The sequence below is a fragment of the Stenotrophomonas sp. DR822 genome (genome assembly GCF_019793815.1).
GTDB lineage: Bacteria > Pseudomonadota > Gammaproteobacteria > Xanthomonadales > Xanthomonadaceae > Stenotrophomonas > Stenotrophomonas indicatrix.
Genome location: NZ_CP081826.1, coordinates 3,845,326 through 3,863,864, shown reverse-complemented (window position 1 = coordinate 3,863,864; position 18,539 = coordinate 3,845,326). Strand labels below are relative to the sequence as shown.

At 65.5% G+C, this 18,539-nt stretch carries 14 protein-coding genes and 1 riboswitch; of the genes, 10 read left to right on the top strand and 4 right to left on the bottom strand.

Going from position 1 to position 18,539, the window contains the following annotated elements; all coding sequences use genetic code 11:
* Positions 1-59: 59 nt before the first annotated feature.
* Positions 60-178, bottom strand: a riboswitch (SAM riboswitch).
* A 137-nt stretch (positions 179-315) separates the two neighbouring features.
* The 4 genes from K5K93_RS17535 (at position 316) to K5K93_RS17520 (ending at position 5,701) form a co-directional block, all read left to right on the top strand.
* Positions 316-1,200 (top strand): M23 family metallopeptidase, encoded by an 885-nt coding sequence (locus K5K93_RS17535; protein ID WP_222388545.1) that lies wholly within the window; start codon positions 316-318, stop codon positions 1,198-1,200.
* Between the two features lie 74 nt (positions 1,201-1,274).
* A complete protein-coding gene (locus tag K5K93_RS17530) occupies positions 1,275-2,879 on the top strand; it encodes a peptide chain release factor 3 (RefSeq protein ID WP_222388544.1) in 1,605 nt (534 codons plus the stop codon).
* 96 nt (positions 2,880-2,975) lie between these two features.
* On the top strand, positions 2,976-3,614 hold the full coding sequence (locus K5K93_RS17525; protein WP_093818670.1) for a hemolysin III family protein: 639 nt from the start codon (positions 2,976-2,978) through the stop codon (positions 3,612-3,614).
* Between the two features lie 113 nt (positions 3,615-3,727).
* On the top strand, positions 3,728-5,701 hold the full coding sequence (locus K5K93_RS17520) for an AsmA family protein (RefSeq protein ID WP_222388543.1): 1,974 nt from the start codon (positions 3,728-3,730) through the stop codon (positions 5,699-5,701).
* A gap of 555 nt (positions 5,702-6,256) precedes the next feature.
* Here the strand turns inward: K5K93_RS17520 and K5K93_RS17515 are convergent.
* From K5K93_RS17515 to mtgA, 3 genes are all read right to left on the bottom strand, one after another.
* The gene (locus tag K5K93_RS17515) at positions 6,257-6,688 is read right to left on the bottom strand and encodes a CBS domain-containing protein (RefSeq protein WP_093818672.1); all 432 of its coding nucleotides are present in this window, start codon (positions 6,686-6,688) and stop codon (positions 6,257-6,259) included.
* On the bottom strand, positions 6,648-7,667 hold the full coding sequence (locus K5K93_RS17510) for a glycosyltransferase family 2 protein (RefSeq protein ID WP_093818673.1): 1,020 nt from the start codon (positions 7,665-7,667) through the stop codon (positions 6,648-6,650). Before K5K93_RS17510 ends, K5K93_RS17515 begins: the two co-directional genes overlap by 41 nt.
* 106 nt (positions 7,668-7,773) lie before the next feature.
* Positions 7,774-8,523, bottom strand: a complete 750-nt coding sequence (mtgA, locus tag K5K93_RS17505; protein WP_025877813.1) for a monofunctional biosynthetic peptidoglycan transglycosylase — start codon at positions 8,521-8,523, stop codon at positions 7,774-7,776.
* 77 nt (positions 8,524-8,600) lie between these two features.
* On the opposite strand from mtgA, the gene K5K93_RS17500 reads away from it, so the two are divergent.
* From K5K93_RS17500 to K5K93_RS17490, 3 genes are all read left to right on the top strand, one after another.
* A complete protein-coding gene (locus K5K93_RS17500) occupies positions 8,601-9,494 on the top strand; it encodes an Hsp33 family molecular chaperone HslO (protein WP_093818674.1) in 894 nt (297 codons plus the stop codon).
* 120 nt (positions 9,495-9,614) lie between these two features.
* A complete protein-coding gene (locus tag K5K93_RS17495) occupies positions 9,615-10,469 on the top strand; it encodes a hypothetical protein (RefSeq protein ID WP_093818675.1) in 855 nt (284 codons plus the stop codon).
* A 373-nt stretch (positions 10,470-10,842) separates the two neighbouring features.
* Positions 10,843-13,599: a TonB-dependent receptor gene (locus K5K93_RS17490; RefSeq protein WP_222388542.1), complete on the top strand. Its 2,757-nt coding sequence runs from the start codon at positions 10,843-10,845 to the stop codon at positions 13,597-13,599.
* A gap of 139 nt (positions 13,600-13,738) precedes the next feature.
* On the opposite strand, the gene K5K93_RS17485 is transcribed toward K5K93_RS17490, so the two are convergent.
* Positions 13,739-14,341: a TetR/AcrR family transcriptional regulator gene (locus tag K5K93_RS17485; RefSeq protein WP_025877807.1), complete on the bottom strand. Its 603-nt coding sequence runs from the start codon at positions 14,339-14,341 to the stop codon at positions 13,739-13,741.
* A gap of 142 nt (positions 14,342-14,483) precedes the next feature.
* Here K5K93_RS17485 and K5K93_RS17480 point away from each other — a divergent pair, with 142 nt between their 5' ends.
* From K5K93_RS17480 to K5K93_RS17470, 3 genes are all read left to right on the top strand, one after another.
* On the top strand, positions 14,484-15,401 hold the full coding sequence (locus K5K93_RS17480; RefSeq protein ID WP_222388541.1) for an alpha/beta hydrolase: 918 nt from the start codon (positions 14,484-14,486) through the stop codon (positions 15,399-15,401).
* A complete protein-coding gene (locus tag K5K93_RS17475; RefSeq protein WP_222388540.1) occupies positions 15,398-17,875 on the top strand; it encodes an acyl-CoA dehydrogenase in 2,478 nt (825 codons plus the stop codon). The genes K5K93_RS17480 and K5K93_RS17475 overlap by 4 nt, the downstream gene beginning before the upstream one ends.
* A 72-nt stretch (positions 17,876-17,947) precedes the next feature.
* Positions 17,948-18,415: a hotdog fold domain-containing protein gene (locus K5K93_RS17470; RefSeq protein ID WP_025877801.1), complete on the top strand. Its 468-nt coding sequence runs from the start codon at positions 17,948-17,950 to the stop codon at positions 18,413-18,415.
* The last annotated feature ends 124 nt before the right edge of the window (positions 18,416-18,539 follow it).

Below are 18,539 nucleotides of genomic sequence, written 5' to 3'. Positions count from 1 at the left end.
AAATCGGCCATCGAGCCTTCGCGGGGCTCGCGTTCGAAGTGCACGTTGGGTGCAGGTTCGAACCATCTTTCGGTGGACGCCACGGTCCCCGCAGGATTTGGCACCTACGCAGGCGCTTTCGCGTCTGCGGGCTGCCCCGGCTTCAAAGGGCCTGTCCCTCTGCCGGTCTCGATGGTGGAGCCACGATGCCAGTCCTTTCCGGGCATGTCAATCCCTTCATGCGGATAAAGAGATGGATGAATGCGAAGCCCCCACCCTTCCCCCGTCCCGGCAGCTTGCGTAGAGTCCCGGCGGTCCATGTCGCTGGAGCCTTCGATGCGCCGCCTGCCCCTGCCCTGCCTCCTGCTGCCCCTGTTGGCGAGCGCCCCCGCGAACGCTGCCGACTGGCGCCAGGGCTGGGGACTGGTGCCACAGGCGCCGGCCACGCGCACGGCCGGCGCCACGCCGCACGCGGCGCCGATGGCCCGCCTGCGCCTGCAGTCGCTGGGCGACCAGTGGCAGGCGCGGATCGACAATCCCCTGTCCGGCCCGGTGCAGATCGAGCTGCGCGCGGCCCCCGGCACACAGGTGGAGGGCCTGCCGCTGCAGTCACTGGTGCAGGCCACCGGCAGCCTGGTGGTGGGCCATCTTCCCTCCCCTGCCAACGGCAATGCACTGGACCTCCGCCTGCAGTCGGTGCCGGGCAATCCGGCCGCCCGCGCCGAAGACGTCGCCTATCGCCTGCCGTTCCAGGCTGCCCAGCTGCGCGTGGACCAGGCGCCGCAGGGCCGGTTCAGCCACGATGACGAGGAAAACCGCGACGCCATCGACTTTGCCCTGCCCGCAGCAACGCAGGTCCTGGCCGCCCGCGAGGGCACGGTGATGCAGGTACAGGACGGGTTCCACGGCAATGGCCTGGACCGTGAACGCGATGCCGGACGCGCCAACTTCGTTCGTATCCTGCACAGTGACGGCAGCATGGCGATGTACGCCCACCTGCAGGCCGGCGGCATGCGCGTGCGTCCCGGCCAGGCCGTGCAGGCCGGGCAGCCGATCGGCCTGTCCGGCAACAGTGGCTACAGCACCGCACCGCACCTGCACTTCGTGGTGCAGCTCAACCGGGGCATGGGGCTGCGTTCGGTGCCGGTGCGCATCCTCGCCCCGCAGGGCGAATTGCACTTCGCCCGTGAGGGCAGCGGGGACGCCAGCGCCGGGCGCTGACCCGCCGACGCCGGCAGGCCGGTATAATCGGGCGCTTATCTCTTTGAAAAGCGCCCCGTGCGGGCGCCACTGCCATGTCCGAAGTCGCCACCGAAGCGTCGCGTCGCCGCACGTTCGCCATCATTTCCCACCCTGACGCCGGCAAGACCACGCTGACCGAAAAGCTGCTGCTGTTCGGAGGCGCGATCCAGATGGCCGGCTCGGTGAAGGGCCGCAAGGCTGCCCGCCACGCCACCTCGGACTGGATGGCGCTGGAAAAGGAGCGCGGCATCTCCGTCACCTCCTCGGTGATGCAGTTCCCGTACGAAGGCAAGATCATCAACCTGCTCGACACCCCGGGCCACGCCGACTTCGGCGAGGACACCTACCGCGTGCTGACCGCGGTGGACTCGGCGCTGATGGTGATCGACGTGGCCAAGGGCGTGGAAGAGCGCACCATCAAGCTGATGGAAGTGTGCCGCCTGCGCGACACGCCGATCATGACCTTCATCAACAAGCTCGATCGCGAGGGCAAGGAGCCGATCGACCTGCTGGACGAGGTTGAAAGCGTGCTCGGCATCCAGTGCGCACCGGTCACCTGGCCGATCGGCATGGGCCAGCGCCTGAAGGGCGTGGTCCACCTGATCACCGGCGAAGTGCATCTGTACGAGCAGGGCCGCAACTTCACGCGTCAGGATTCGACCATCTTCCCGTCGATCGATTCACCCGGGCTGGTCGAAAAGATCGGTGAGCGGATGCTGGCCGATCTGCGCGATGAACTGGAACTGGTGCAGGGTGCCAGCCACCCGTTCGACCTGCAGGCCTATCGGGCCGGCAAGCAGACCCCGGTGTTCTTCGGCTCGGGCGTGAACAACTTCGGCGTGCAGCCGCTGCTGGACTTCTTCGTCGAGCACGCACCGTCGCCGCAGGCACGCTCCACCACCGGCCGCGACGTCGCCCCGCAGGAGCAGAAGCTGACCGGCTTCGTGTTCAAGATCCAGGCCAACATGGATCCGCAGCACCGTGACCGCGTGGCCTTCATGCGCGTCTGCTCGGGCCGGTTCAGCGCCGGCATGAAGACCCTGCACGTGCGCACCGGCAAGGAGATGAAACTGGCCAATGCACTGACCTTCATGGCCAGCGACCGTGAAATCGCCGCCGAGGCCTGGCCGGGCGATGTGATCGGCATCCACAACCACGGCACGATCTCCATCGGTGACACCTTCACCGAAGGCGAGGCGATCACCTTCACCGGCATCCCCAACTTCGCCCCGGAACTGTTCCGTCGCGCCCGCCTGCGCGATCCGCTCAAGCTCAAGCAGCTGCAGAAGGGCCTGGCACAGCTGTCCGAGGAAGGCGCCACCCAGTTCTTCCGTCCGTTGACCAGCAACGACCTGATCCTGGGTGCGGTGGGTGTGCTGCAGTTCGATGTGGCCGCTTACCGCCTGAAGGACGAATACGGCGTGGAAGCCACCTTCGAGCAGGTCGGCGTGACCACGGCGCGCTGGGTTCACTGCAGCAACGAGAAGAAGCTGGAAGAGTTCCGCGAGAAGAACGCGCTGAACCTGGCCCTCGACGCCGCCGGCCACCTGGTCTACCTGGCGCCGACCCGGGTCAACCTGCAGCTGGCGCAGGAACGTGCGCCGGACGTGCGTTTCTCGGCAACCCGCGAAGCCGCGCATACGGTCACCGGCAACTGATTCCAGCGACCATACGGTGGCGGGGGTGCGCGCGCCCGCCATCGCGGCGATGATAGGGGGGTGCAGGTCCCCCTCCCTGCAGACGATGCCGATGCCATGTCCACGACTTCCGCTGTTTCGATCCGCGAAGAAATTGCCAGCGCCCTGACCCACGGGCTGGGTGCGGTGCTTGCCCTGGCCGCCAGCGCGGTGTTGATCACCCTGGCCGCGATCTATGGCGATGGCTGGCAGCTGGCCAGCGCGATCGTGTTCGGCATCGCCCTGCTGCTGCTGTACACCGCCTCCACGCTGTATCACGCCATCCAGCACCCGCAGGCCAAGGGCCGCCTGAAGGTGTTCGACCATTGCGCGATCTATGTACTGATTGCAGGCACCTATACCCCGTTCACCCTGATCGGCCTGCGCGGCCCCTGGGGCTGGGGCATGTTCACCGCGATCTGGGCGCTGGCCCTGGGCGGGGTGGTGTTCAAGCTCTTCTACACAGGCCGCTTCAAGGTGCTGTCCACGGTGATCTACATCGCCATGGGCTGGCTGGTGGTGGTGGCGATCAAGCCGATGTGGGCCTCGATCGATGGCGGGACGCTGGCCTGGCTGTTCGGCGGTGGCCTGTCCTATACGCTGGGCACGTACTTCTATCACCGCGAATCCATTCGCTATTCGCACGCGATCTGGCATCTGTTCGTGATCGGCGGCAGCGTCTGCCACTTCGTCGCCGTGACCCGACAGGTGCTGTGACCCCGCATTGACGGTAACGCCAGGCCCCTGGTCGGCGAGCAGGTACCGTCCCTGCACACGCTGCACATGATCGCTTCGCGCCGTGTCCACCCCGACGGGGCAACCATGGCGGTGTGAATGCTGCCCCTGCTCCTGCTGATCCCAAGGCGTCGCGCTGGCGCCTGCGTCGCCCCGGTCCACGCGGGCAGCGCTGGCTGGCCGTGCTGGTGTTCCTGCTCGCGGCGATCCTGGTCCTCTTCGCCCTGTGGGACTGGAACTGGTTCAAGGGTCCGGTCGAACGGGCGGTACAGGCGCGCACGGGCCGCGCCCTGCACATCGGCAACCTGGACGTCGACCTCGGCCGCACCAGCACCGTGCGCGCCGATACCCTCACCTTTGCCAATGCGCCCTGGGCGAAGCAGCCCACCATGGTCAGCGCCGACCGGGTCGAGATCGACGTACGGGTGTGGCCGCTGCTGCGTGGCAGCGTGCAATTGCCCGAAGTGCGCCTGACCCGCCCGGACGTACTGCTGGAGACCGCCCCGCGCAAAGGCGCCCCCGGCAACTGGGACTTCCTCGGCGAAAGCAAGGGGGGCGCCACGCCGCAGCTCAAGCGCCTGCTCATCGACGATGGTCGCCTGCAGTTCCTCGACGCACTCGGCCGCACCGACATCCTGGTGAACGTGCGCAGCGGGCAACCGAAACAGGCCGACGCCGCACCACCGTTGCTGGTGGCCGGCAAGGGCCGCTGGCAGGGCAATCCCTTTACCCTGAGCGGCGGCACCGAATCGCCGCTGGAACTGACCGACAGCGCCCATCCCTTCCGCATCCATCTGGATGGCCGCGCCGGAGCCACCCATGCCGTTGCCAGCGGCACCTTGACCAACCCGTTCCAGCTGCAGGTATTCGACCTGCAGTTCGCGCTGAGCGGTCAAGACCTGGCCGACCTGTATCCATTGCTGGGCATTGCCATTCCACCTTCCCCGCCCTACGCACTGGATGGCCGCCTGAAGCGCGATCACCAGGTGTGGCGCTACGAGCGCTTCACCGGCAAAGTCGGCGACAGCGACCTGGGCGGCGATGTGCAGTTCGATGTCTCCAGGGAACGCCCACGGATGACCGCGAACCTGGTGTCGCGCCGCCTCGATTTCGATGACCTTGCAGGCTTCGTCGGTGCTCCCCCGAAGACCGGCGGCGGCGAGACCGCCAATGCAGAACAGCGTGCCGAGGCAGCGCGCGTGGCCGCCAGCGCGAAAGTACTGCCGGCCACGCCGTACAACCTGGGCAAGCTGCGCGCGATGGACGCCGACGTGCGCTGGAAGGCCCAGCGCATCAATGCACCGAAGCTGCCGCTGGACGACATGGATGCACACCTGCTGCTGGACGATGGTGTAATGCGGCTGGACCCGTTGAACTTCGGCGTTGCTGGTGGCGACATCCGCAGCACGATCCGCATGGATGCACGTCGCCCGCAGATTGCAACCTCGTTGAAGGCCAGCGTGCGCGGCGTGCAGCTGGGCCAGTTGTTCCCCGACGCCAAGCTCGCCGAGCAGGCCAAGGGCGGGATCAGCGGCGCCATTGATCTGACCGGCAACGGCAACTCGATCGCAGCGATGCTCGGCGGCAGCAGCGGCGACGTGGCGCTGGGCATGGGCCGCGGCCATGTCGGCAACCTGCTGATGGAGGTGGCAGGGCTGGACATCACCGAGTCGCTGAAGTTCCTGTTCACCGGCGACAAACAGATTCCTCTTCGTTGCGCCTTCGCCGATTTCGGCGTGCGCGACGGCCTGATGCACACCCGGTCGATGGCAGTGGACACCACCGATACGATCATCCTCGGCGAGGGCGATGTCAGCCTGCGCGATGAAACGCTGGACCTGCTGCTGAAGCCGCGACCGAAGGACAGGAGCATCCTGGTGCTGCGCTCGCCGCTGCGCATCGGCGGCACCTTCAAGGACCCCTCGTTCCGCCCGGACTTCAAGGCGCTGGGTATCCGCGGTGCGGTGGCGTTGACGCTGGGCAGCATCGCGCCGCCGGCGGCACTGCTGGCCACCATCGAACTGGGGCCGGGCAAGGATGCCGACTGCGGTGGGCACTACGCGAAGTAGAGCGGGCGTTCGGCGCTCTACTGCAAATGGGACGAGGGTGACGGGTGGCCCAGGCAGGACACGCCGTGAACCCCGCTCTGCGGTCCGGCCCAGCCGCTGGCGGCTGTGCGTTCGGGCGCTTGCGAAGCAGTGCTTCGCAAGCAAAGCGCCCTCACCCATGGGGGCTCGGTCGGCGCATCCATGCGCCTCACGGTCCTGCCTGCCGCCTTGCTCCGGCTTCGGACAGTTCCCTGCGCGCGCGGAACAGGGACAGGAATTCAAAATCAAAAGAAGAAAGCAGAATCAAAAGCAGTGCCAACCGAGGTTGGCATCTACCAACGGCGGATTGTCGGAATGAAAGCCACCGCGCTCGCAGGAACGTTTCCAGAGGCTGAGGGCATGGGCGTGCAGGACCGTTGGCGCCATGGATGGCGCCATCGAGCCTACAGGGAGGTACTTGCGGCGTGTCCTGCACGACCATGCCCTCAGCCTCCCCCCTCGTATCAGGAAGGCGCTGCTTTGGCTTTAGGCTTCGGAAAGCGGGCCGGCGGGCCGCAGGCCCGCCAGCGACAGAACTCACCCCGCCACGATGTACTGCTGCAGCTGATCCAGCTCGCGCCGCTGCGCATCGATCACCGACTTCACCAGGTCACCGATGGAAATCACCCCCAGTACCTGCCCGCCCTCGACCACCGGCAGATGGCGGATGCGGTAATCGGTGACCAGCTGCAGGCAATGTTCCACCTGCTCACCGGGACTCACTGTCACTACGTCCGGGGTCATGATTTCGGACACTGCGGTGTCACGCGATGAACGATCGTGGAGCACGATCTTGCGTGCGTAATCACGTTCGGAGAGGATCCCGACCAGTCGCGGGCCATCCATCACCAGCACCGCGCCGATGCCCTTCTGCGCCATCAACCGGATCGCATCGATCACCGCCGCGCCGGGCGCGACCGCATGCACTTCAGGGGACTTGCCGTCCAACAGTTGCCGTACCGACGTCATCTGCCTGCCCTCCCAGGGTGGGTTGCGGCTCCGAGTCTGCCACGGAAGGGGCCAACCATGCGTCAACCAGGTACAACGGTCGTTGCTTGGACTCCTCGTACAGGCGCCCCAGGTACTCGCCGATAAGCCCCAGCGCGATCAGCTGCACGCCGCCCAGGAACAGGATCACCGCCATCATGGTCGGCCACCCGGCCACACGGTCGCCGTAAATGGCTGCCTTGGCGATCACCCAGATGGCAAACACGAAGGCCACGCCTGCGGTCGCCAGCCCCATGTAGGTGGCCGCCCGCAGCGGCACCGTCGAAAAGCCGGTGATGCCTTCCAGCGCGAAGTTCCACAGCCGCCACAGGCTGAATTTGCTGGTGCCGGCCAAACGGGCATGCCGGTGATAGGGCACCGCCACGCGGCGGAAACCAACCCAGCTGAAGAGCCCCTTCATGAACCGGTGCCGTTCGCGCATCTCGCGCAGGGCGCTCAGCGCGCGCGGGGACAACAAGCGGAAATCGCCGGTATCGGCCGGAATGGGCGTCCGCGAGAGGCGTCCGATCACCCGGTAGAACATCGATGCGGTCGCACGCTTGCTCCAGCTCTCACCGTCACGCACCAGGCGGGTGCCGTAGATGTTGTCGTAGCCTTCGCGCCAGCGCTGCACAAAGTGCGGCACCAGTTCCGGCGGATCCTGGCCATCGGCATCGAGGATCATCGCCGCGCCTTCGCGCACCTGGTCCAGGCCGGCGGTCAGCGCAGCCTCCTTGCCGAAGTTGCGCGACAGCTTCAGCGCCGACACCCTCGGGTCGGCCTGGGCCAGCGATGTGATCAACGACCACGTCCTGTCACTGCTGCCATCATCCACGTACAGGATGCGCCCATCGATTCCAGCCAGGCCATCGAGTACCGCGCACAGCCGCGGATGCAGCTGGGGCAGCGCCAATTCCTCGTTGTGCGCGGCGATGACGAAAGTAAGACGTTCGCGAGTCATCGCGCGATTGTACGTGGTTGGGGGGCGTGCAGCCCGTCCGCCCGGGGCTCCAGGCGCCCGCCTGCCACATCAATCCCAGCGGTACTTCCACTACGGCCCGTGTCTCTCAGTCCTCCGCCAGATACCCCGCTCCACCCAGCTGCCGTGCCTGCCGCTGGATCCACGCTGCACGACGCTGCACGTAGGGGCCTGGCTTTGCCGCGTTGTAGCGACGCGGCGCCGGCAGCACTGCCGCCAGACGTGCGCTCTCGGCAGGGCTCAGCCGCGCAGCGTCCTTGCCCCAGAATGTCTGCGCCGCTGCCTGGGCGCCATACACACCGTCGCCGAACTCGGCGATGTTGGCGTACATCTCCAGGATCCGCTGCTTCGGCCAGAAGGCTTCGATCAGCACCGTGTACCAGACCTCCAGGCCCTTGCGGATCCAGCTGCGGCCCTGCCACAGGAACAGGTTCTTGGCCACCTGCTGGCTGATCGTACTGGCCCCGCGCAGGCGCCCGCCCCGCGCGTTGTGGTCGCGCGCCTTTTCAATGGCCTGCAGGTCGAACCCGCTGTGGTCGGGGAAGCGCTGGTCTTCTGCGGCCACCAGCGAAATCGGCAGGCTCGGCGCCATCTGGTCAAGGTCCCGCCACTGGTAGTGCAGCCGGTAGGACCAGTCGCCTTCACCCAGTGCCTCGCCGAAACGCCAGACCATCACCGTGGACAGCGGCGGATCGATGAAACGCAGCACCAGCACCTGCAGGCAGCTGAAGGCCACAAACAGCACCGGCAGCCACAGCAGCCGCTTCCAGCGCCAGCGCCTGCGCGGTGCCGCGTCGGCGGCGGCCACTACCTTGTCCTGCTCTCCCCCTGCCCCCATTACTGGTGCATCCTTCTTATGCCTGGTTGTCGGCGCATTATCCGGCAACCATCCCCGTTTCCGCGCGATGTGAGCCGATGACCGCCCAATCCGATTCCCTTATCCGTTTCCTGCTCCCCGACGCCGGTGTCCGTGGCGTCCACGTGCGCCTGCAGGCCACCTGGCAGGACATCCAGTCCCACGGCGAGTATCCGGACAGCGCCACCGAACTGCTCGGCGAAGCCTGCGTGGCGTCGGCCCTGTTCACCGGCCACACCAAGGTCGACGGCCGCCTGTCGATCCAGCTGCGCAGTACTACCGCGCTGCGCACCCTGTTTGCCGAATGCACCGCCGCCGGCACCCTGCGCGGCATTGTCCAGCTGGCCGAAGGTGGTGACGCGCCCCGTGACCTGACCGACCTGGGTCGGGAAGCCCTGCTGGCCATCACCATCGAGAATCCGGGCCTGGACCCGCGCGAACCGCAGCGCTACCAGAGCCTGGTGGCATTGACCGCGCCGGAACTGGATGAAGCATTCGAGGACTACTTCCGCCAGTCCGAGCAGTTGCCGACGCGGCTGTTGCTGGCTGCCGGCCGTGACGGCGCCGCCGGCCTGCTGCTGCAGAAGCTGCCGGGCGATGAAGGCGACGACGATGGCTGGTCCCGCGCCAGCGCACTGTTCGACACCCTGGGCAAGGCGGAGCTGCTGGCTACCCCGGCCGAGGAACTGCTGCACCGCTTGTTCCACGAGGAAAAGGCGGAGCTGGTGGGTGACAAGGCCCTGTCCTTCGCCTGCTCCTGCTCGCGTGAACGGGTCGCCTCGATGCTGGTCTCGCTGGGCGAGGAAGAGGCCCGTGCGGCTGCCGAAGACACCGGCGCGGTGGACGTGCGTTGCGAATTCTGCGGACAGGAGTATCACTTTCCGTTGACGGAGTTCGGCATACTGTTCCACGGTGCCCAGGGGGCTGTGCCGGCACCTGAACGACTTCAGTAGTACCCGATGAGTCTTGTGTCTGGGGAGGAACAAGGCTTGTTAAGAATTCATAAACACCCTAGGATCGAGTTCCCGCCCCAGCGGGAACTTTCACTGCCCGTCCCTGTCTGAACTGGTCCGATGCGTACCTTCCTGCGTCTACCGCTGGCCCTGCTGATCGCCCTTGGCGCGATCACGGGCGTGCATGCGCAGAGCAAGGACACCCGCACCGTCATTCCGGTCTGGAACAAGGGCAGTGGCAAGGTCGAGGCCCTGCTGTACCTGGAACCGACCGGTGAACAGGCCGTGGGCGCACGCTGGCATTTCGGCCGCAATTCGCTCGATGCCGCCTTCGGCCTGTCCTCGGGCGATTCGCTTGGCCTGCTGTGCAACAGCAGCAGCGGCTCCAGCATCAGCGGACTGGCCAGCCATTGCATGCTGGCCAGCCTGGGTGACGACGACGATGCCATCGGTTCCAACCGGCGCCTGACCGGTACCGCCGCGCTCAACCGGGGCACCGGCCGCCTGGGAATCACTGCCGGCACCGGCCGGGAGACCCTGCCCGCCTGGCTGGCCACGCCCAACAAGACCCCGTCGCTGCGCGCCGAACAGAATGACCTGACCGTGTTCGCGCAGAAGAACATCGGTCGCGAAGGCTTTGTCTCCATCGCCGGCACGTATGCCAAGGCACGCCTGGTACCCCTGGCCGACGCCTCGCCGGCCATCGTTGACCGATGGGACAGCAAGAGCCTGAGCCTGGGCGCCGGCTACGGCAATTTCAGCGGCAGCATCATCGGCCGCGTGGTGGACGTTCCCGGCAAGCCCGGCAAGTGGGAAGGCCTGGGCATCGGCCTGACCTGGCGCACCCCGTGGTCGGGCCAGCTCACCGTCGGCGCGGAAAACGTGATCAGCCGCGGCAAGAACCCGTTCTCCCCGCGCAACGAAAGCAACGATGACGGCACCGTGCCGTACGTGCGCTACGAGCAGGATCTGTAGTCGATCGTTGGTGCCGCCAAGTTGTGTTCAACATCGGGCGCCCTGGGGCGCCCGAATTGTTTCTGGACGCATCTGTCAAGTGCGAGAAGCCCTCATCCGTTACAAACGGATACATCACGACATGCATCAACTGAAACTTTTTTCTGCTGCAGAGGCCCCCGGAAGGTGCAGCGATGCCACGCACGGCCGAGTAACTCATTGAAATCAAACAGCTCCAAGCGCATTCATCTGTAATCATAGTGTGAATTAACACAGCTTTAATTTTTGGTTGAGGGCCGTTACTATCGATTCAGCCTCGCGATTTTGGAGCCTTATTTTTGGCCCCCCCGCGCAGGCACTACCCCAGCCAAGATTTCTTGGAGAGAGAGAGCCAATGAATTTCCAGTCCAACAAGCTGCGTGACGCTGTCGTCGTCGCGCTGATCGCCGGTGCGGCGACGTCCGTAACGGCCCAGGCGCAGGAAGCGACCAACCTGGATCGCATCTCGGTGACCGGTTCGCGCATCAAGAGCACCGACATCGAAACCTCGCAGCCGGTCCTGAGCCTGACCCGCGCCGACATCGAAAAGCAGGGCGTGACCTCGGTCGCCGACATCCTGCAGCGCGTTGCCGCCAACGGTGCCGCCTTGAACCGCACCTTCAACAATGGCGGTGACGGTTCGGCCGGCGTCAGCCTGCGCAACCTCGGTGCCGAGCGCACCCTGGTGCTGGTCAACGGTCGTCGCTGGACCACCGGTCTGGACGGCAGTGTCGACCTCAACACCATCCCGACCGCGATGATCGAGCGCATCGACGTCCTGAAGGACGGTGCTTCGACCATCTACGGTTCGGACGCCATCGCCGGCGTGGTGAACATCATCACCAAGCAGAACTTCGACGGCGCCGAAGCGAACTTCTACAAGGGCCAGTACAGCGCCGGTGACGGTGAGCGTGAAGCCGCCGACTTCACCATCGGCACCACCACCGATCGCGCATCGCTGGTGCTGGGCGTGTCGTATGTGAACGAAAAGGAAGTCATGGCAGGTGATCGCAAGATCTCCGCCGGCGGCCCGCCCTTCTTTGGCGGTCAGAGCAGCACCGGCATCCCGGGCTCCTACATCCGCAATGACGAGCGCTACGTCATCATCAATGGCGTTGAAACTCTGTTCGACCCCAATGTCCACGGCTACAACACTTCTCCGGACAACTACCTGCTGACCCCGAACGAGCGTACCTCGCTGTTCGCCACCGGTTCCTACAACGTCACCGACAACATCACCTTCCGTACCGAGGCGATGTACAACGAGCGCAAGTCCGAGCAGCTGCTCGCGGCGATGCCGGTGACCAGCCGTCGCCTGAGCGCCAGCAGCATCTACAACCCGTACGGCGAGGACCTGACCGGCGTGAATCGCCGCTTCAATGAAACCGGCGGCCGTTCGTTCAACCAGAACGTCAAGAACTGGCACTTCTACGGTGGTTTCGAGGGTTTCTTCGAATTCGCCGACCGCAACTTCGACTGGGACGTTGGCTACCGTTACGACAAGACCGACCAGAATGATCTGACGTATGGCCTGTTCAACGTCCAGCGCTTGAACGAAGCCTATGGCCCGTCGGCCATTCAGGGTGGCCAGGCCGTCTGTCTGACCGCGGGCGGCGCTGTCATTCCGGGCTGTGTGCCGATGAATCCGCTGGGCGGGCTGGGCTCGATCTCGCAGGAAGCACTGGACTATGCCTCCTTCACCGCGCATGACTCGGCCAGTCTGGTCTCCAAGAGCTACTACGCCAACATCTCCGGTGAAATCGTGCAGTTGCCGGCGGGTGCGCTGGGTTTTGCAGCAGGTTATGAAGGCCGCAAGGAAAGTGGCCAGTTCGATCCGGACGCATTCATTGCCGCTGGCCTGAGCACCGGCAACGGTGCTGCACCGACCAAGGGTTCCTACGATCTGGACGAGTTCTTCCTGGAACTGTCGATTCCGGTTCTGGCTGACCTGCCGGGCGCCAAGCTGCTCGACTTGAGCGTGGCTTCGCGCTACTCGAAGTACAGCAACTTCGGCAACACCACCAACAACAAGTTCGGTTTCCGCTGGAAGCCGATCGACGACCTGATGGTCCGTGGCAACTATTCGGAAGGCTTCCGCGCGCCGAGCATCAACAACCTGTATCGCGGCGACGCTGATTCGTTCGAAACCTATGCTGATCCGTGCTCGGCCTCCAGCGGTCGTCGCACCGGTGCGGTTGCTGCACAGTGCGCCGCTGAAGGCGTGCCGGCCAACTTCCAGCAGCCGGGCGCCGGCAGCGGTGCCAACAAGCAGACGCCGGAAGCGTTCACCTGGAAGTCGAATCCGGATCTGAAGCCGGAAACCTCTACCAGCAAGACGCTGGGCCTGGTGTGGAGCCCGAGCTTCGTGCAGGGCCTGAACGTGACCTTGGACTGGTGGCAGATCAAGATCGAAGACGCGATCACCCGTCCGGCGATCCAGGACATCATGGATCGCTGCTACGGTGGCTCCCCGCAGGAACAGGCAGCCTACTGTGGTCTGATCACCCGTGATCCGAACTACGGCACTGCCACCCAGCGCTACACCATCACCAACGTCGACATGCCGCTGCAGAACCTGTCGTCCTACAAGGTGGAAGGCTGGGATCTGGGCATCCTGTACAAGCTGCCGGAAACCTCGTTCGGTCAGTTCACCATCAGCCTGGACGGTACCTACCTGTCCAAGTGGGATACGAAGTCGACCGAGGATGCACCGCTGGATGGCCGCGCCGGCCGTTACCTCGACCAGGATCCGTACTGGCGTGTCCGTTCCAACCTGTACGTTGATTGGACCTACGGCGATTTCGGCGTGAACTACGGTCTGCGCTACAAGTCCGGCATGACCGAAGACTGCCCGTTCGATCCGGTGCGCGACTCTGACCTGGTGGGCTACTGCTCCGATGGCCAGAACGGCAAGAACCACATGGGTGCCACCACCTACCATGACATCCAGTTCCGCTACAACACTCCTTGGAAGGGCACCATCATGGTCGGCCTGAACAACGTGTGGGACAAGGATCCGCCGGTCTCGTACTCCACCTCGTACAACATGTTCGACCCGCAGTACGACCTGCCGGGCCGCTACATGTACATGCAGTACAAGCAGAAGTTCTGATCGCTCCACTGATCAGCTGATGCAGCAACGGCCCCGAAAGGGGCCGTTGTTTTTTGTACGTTCGCTGCTGGCGTCAACACCAACGAAAAAAGGCCGCGGCACTGCCGCGGCCTTTCAGCATCCAGCGATGAAGAACGCCTCAGCCGTTCGGAATCAACGTATCGATCAGATGCTCGACATACGCTTCGAAATCCTCGCGCGCCTGCTTGGGCTGCTGCAGCTGCAACGACAACTGCAGGAAGCCCACATACGCTGCGTAGGCCAAGCGCGCACGATGGCGCGCATCGGTCGAGCTGAGCCCGGCCTGGCGGAACGAGGCGATCAGATAGTCAAGGCGACGCTGCGACACGCGGTCGATCACCGGCCGCACCATCGGATGGTCCAGTGCCTTCAGCAACTCGCTGTAGATGATGTGCGGCTGCACTTCGTGCGCCACCATCTGGAAAAGCTGGCGCAGGCGCACGCGCGGATCCGGCACGTCTTCCAGGCTGCCGAACACCTGTTCCTGCTCGAACAGTTCCCAGCGTTCCAGTGCGGCCTGCAGCAGCGCATCACGCGAGGGGAAGTGCCAGTAGAAGCTGCCCTTGGTCACGCCAAGGCGGCGCGCCAGCGGCTCCACCGCGACGGCGCTCACACCTTGCTCGGCAATCAGATCGAGGGCCGCCTGGGCCCAGTCTTCGGCACTCAGGCGGCTGTTGCGGCCGGCACGCGGTTCGCCGGCGGAAGCGTCAGGTTGATTCATGTGCTGATTTAACCATACGCCGGGGTTCGTTGCAGTACGCGGTTGCGGCCGAAACCGTCGGCAGCCGGGCCGGGAGGCATTTTCGCAGCAAACCATACCCTGCAGTATTGACTTCCCGCCGAACCAATCCATACTAGCGAGTATGGTTATGTCCCCTACTCCCGCTGCATTCCATGACCTGCGCCTGGACGCCGCCCACGGCGCCTCGCTGGCGGCAACCGCCAGCACCTCCGGCCGTCGCGGGCGCGTCCTGTTCGCGCATGGATTTGGCCAGACCCGCCATGCCTGGACGACCGCGGCCAGAGCACTATCGGCCGCAGGCCTGCAGACTCTGGCCTACGATGCCCGCGGTCACGGCGATTCCGACTGGAATGCGCCCGACCTGGCTTATCACGGCGAGCAGTTCGCCGATGACCTGATCGTGCTGGCCGGCGAACAGCCGCGCCCGCCGGTGCTGGTGGCCGCCTCCATGGGCGGCCTGTTCGGCCTGTTGGCCGAATCGCGCTGGCCCGGCCTGTTCTCGGCCATGGTGCTGGTGGATATCACCCCGCGCTGGGATACCGCTGGCGTCGAACGCATCCTCGCCTTCATGACCGCGCATCCGGAAGGATTCACCTCACTGTCGCAGGCGGCTGATGTGATCTCGGCCTATGTGCCGCATCGCCCGCGCAAGTCCGAAGATTCACTGCGCGCCCTGCTGCGCGATGACGGCCACGGCCGCTGGCGCTGGCATTGGGACCCGCGCCTGGTGGCCGAACTGGCCCGTGACAGCGAGCAGCACCAGGATGCACTGGCCGAAGCGGCGCGCCAGGTGAAGTGCCCGCTGCTGCTGGTCAGCGGTGGCCGCAGCGATCTGGTCACCCCGCAGACGGTGGCCGAATTCCTGGCATTGGCGCCACACGCGCGCCACGTACAGTTGCCGCAGGCCACGCACATGGTCGCCGGTGATGACAACGACGCCTTTACCGCTACTGTGTTGGACTATCTGGACGTGTTGCCCGCAGCGGATGCTGCAGCTTCGTCCGCCATAAACGAGCACGTCACCGGAGCACGCTCATGAGCCTCGTCATTCCCTTCCTCGCCCTGCTGCTGGCAGGCGCGTTCGTCGCCTACCACCGCATGCGCCTGCTGACCTGGACGCTGATCAGCGTGGCCCTGCTGGTGGCCTGCTGGTTCATCCCCTACGTCAACCAGACCGCCACGATCGTCGCTGCCGCGATACTGGCCGTGATCGTCGTGCCGCTGTTGCTGCCGTTCATCCGCAAGCCGCTGCTGACCGGCCCGATGATGAAGGTGTTCCGCAAGGTGCTGCCGCCGCTGTCGCAGACCGAGCGCATCGCCCTGGAAACCGGCTCGGTCGGCTTCGAAGGCGAACTGTTCACCGGTGATCCTGACTGGAACATCCTGCTGAACTACCCCAAGCCGCAGCTGACCGCTGAGGAACAGGCCTTCCTCGATGGCCCGGTCGAACAGCTGTGCACGATGGTCAACGACTGGGAGATCACCCACGTCCATGCCGACCTGCCGCCGGAACTGTGGGCCTTCATCAAGAAGAACAAGTTCTTCGGCATGATCATTCCGAAGGAATACGGCGGCCTGGGCTTCTCCGCGCTGGCCCACCACAAGGTGATCCAGAAGCTGGCCTCGGTGTCTTCGGTGGTCAGTTCCACCGTCGGCGTGCCCAACTCGCTGGGCCCGGGTGAACTGCTGGTGCATTACGGCACCCAGGAACAGAAGGACCAGTATCTGCCGCGTCTGGCCGATGGCCGCGAAGTGCCCTGCTTCGGCCTGACCGGTCCGTTCGCCGGCTCCGATGCGACCTCCATTCCCGACTACGGCATCGTCTGCAAGGGCGAGTGGAACGGCGAGCAGGTGCTCGGCGTCAAGCTGACCTTCGACAAGCGCTACATCACCCTGGCGCCGGTCGCCTCGCTGATCGGCCTGGCCTTCCGCATGTACGATCCGGATGGCCTGATCGGCCAGACCCGCGACATCGGCATCACCCTGGGCCTGCTGCCGCGCGAGACCGCCGGCGTCGAGATCGGCCGTCGCCACTTCCCGCTCAACTCGACGTTCCAGAACGGCCCGATCCGCGGCAAGGACGTGTTCATTCCGCTGACCCAGCTGATCGGTGGCGCTGCGATGGCCGGCAAGGGCTGGAACATGCTCAACGAGTGCCTGGCCGTGGGTCGTTCGATCACCCTGCCGTCCACCGCCAGCGGCGGTGCCAAGGCCGGTGCCGCAGTCACCGGCGCCTATGCGCGCATCCGCAAGCAGTTCGGCCTGTCGGTCGGCCGCTTCGAAGGTGTGGAAGAAGCGCTGGCCCGCATCGGTGGCAAGGCGTACAAGATCAGCGCGCTGTCGCAGGCCACCGCCGCTGCTGTGGACCGCGGTGACGTGCCGTCGGTGCCGTCGGCGATCGCCAAGTACCACTGCACCAACATGAGCCGCGAAGTGATCTCGGACGTGATGGACGTGATCGGCGGCAAGGGCATCATCCTGGGGCCGCGCAACTTCGCCGGTCGCAGCTGGCAGGCCGCGCCGATCGCCATCACGGTGGAAGGCGCCAACATCATGACCCGCAGCCTGCTGATCTTCGGCCAGGGCGCGATCCTCTGCCACCCGTGGGTGCTGAAGGAAATGAAGGCCGCGCAGGACCCCGACACCCGTGCCGGCCTGCAGGACTTCGACCGCAGCCTGTTCGGCCACATCCGCTACGGCATCTCCAATGCCGTTCGCTCGTTCTGGTTCGGCCTGACCGGCGCACGCTTCGGCGCTGCCCCGGGCGATGCCTACACCCGCCGCTACTTCCGCAAGCTGGACCGTTACTCGGCCAACCTGGCGCTGATGGCCGACATCTCGATGATGACGCTCGGCGGCAAGCTGAAGTTCAAGGAATCGCTGTCTGGCCGCCTGGGCGACGTGCTGAGCCATGTCTACATGACCAGCGCCATGCTCAAGCGCTACCACGACGAAGGCGCCCCGCAGGCCGACCAGCCGCTGCTGGCCTGGGCCTTCCATGACAGCGTGCACAAGATCGAGGAATCGCTGTCGGCCGCCCTGCGCAACTTCCCGATCCGTCCGATCGGCTGGTTGATGTGGGCACTGATCTTCCCGCTGGGCCGTCGTGCCGAGGCCCCGGGTGATCGCCTGAGCCGTCGCGTGGCTGCGCTGCTGATGGCCCCGAACGAAGCCCGCGACCGCCTCGCCAGCGGCGTGTTCCTGACCCCGTGCGAGAACAACCCCGGTGGCCGCATCAACAGCTACCTGAGCAAGGCGATCATGGCCGAGCCGGTGGAGCGCAAGTTCCTGAAGGCGCTGAAGAGCAAGGGCATCGAGGCGCTGGATTTCAAGGCGCAGCTGGACGAAGCCGTCGCCGAAGGCGTGATCACCCAGGACGAGCGCAGCCTGCTGGAAGAGCTGCGTACGCTGACCCTGGACACCATCACCGTGGACGATTTCGACACCCACGAACTGCGCGCGGCCAGCTACTACGACCGCCAGAACAAGGACCCGCACTCGCAGGCGGCCTGATCGCCCGCGACACGCGTTGCCTCGACGGCGGGCCTGGCCCGCCGTCGCTTTGTCCGCCGACCGGAAACCGCCATGTCCACGCCCCTGCTTTCGCTCTATCACCGCCTGCAGCGCTGGCCTGCCGGCACTTGGCTGTTCTCGCGCGCGGTGTGCTTCAAGGCACCCTATTTCGCCAGCATCGCCCCGCGCATCACGCGCCTGGAGAACGGCCGCTGCGAGGGCACGCTGGCCGACCGTCGCAAGGTGCGCAACCACATCGGCACGGTGCACGCGATCGCGATGTGCAACCTGGCCGAACTGACCGCCGGGCTGATGGTCGATGCATCGCTGCCCAAGGGCATGCGCTGGATTCCGAAGGGCATGCAGGTGCAGTACCTGGCCAAGGCGCGCGGCACGCTGCAGGCGACGGCATTGCCGGCGCAGCCGATCGTGGTGGCGACCGAAGGCTATGCGTTGCCGGTGACGGTGAGTGTCCGCGACCGCGCGGGGACGGAGGTGTTCAGCGCGGTCATCGACATGTGGGTGTCGCCGGCGAAGTGATGTTGCCGCGAACGGCGCAGCCCCTCGTGGGTGGACGGCGAAAGCGGTTTATCGGTTGGGCCGGAGGGGTGGGTCCATGCGGGGACGCCGCAAGTACGTCCCTGTAGGCTTAGCCGCGCTATCC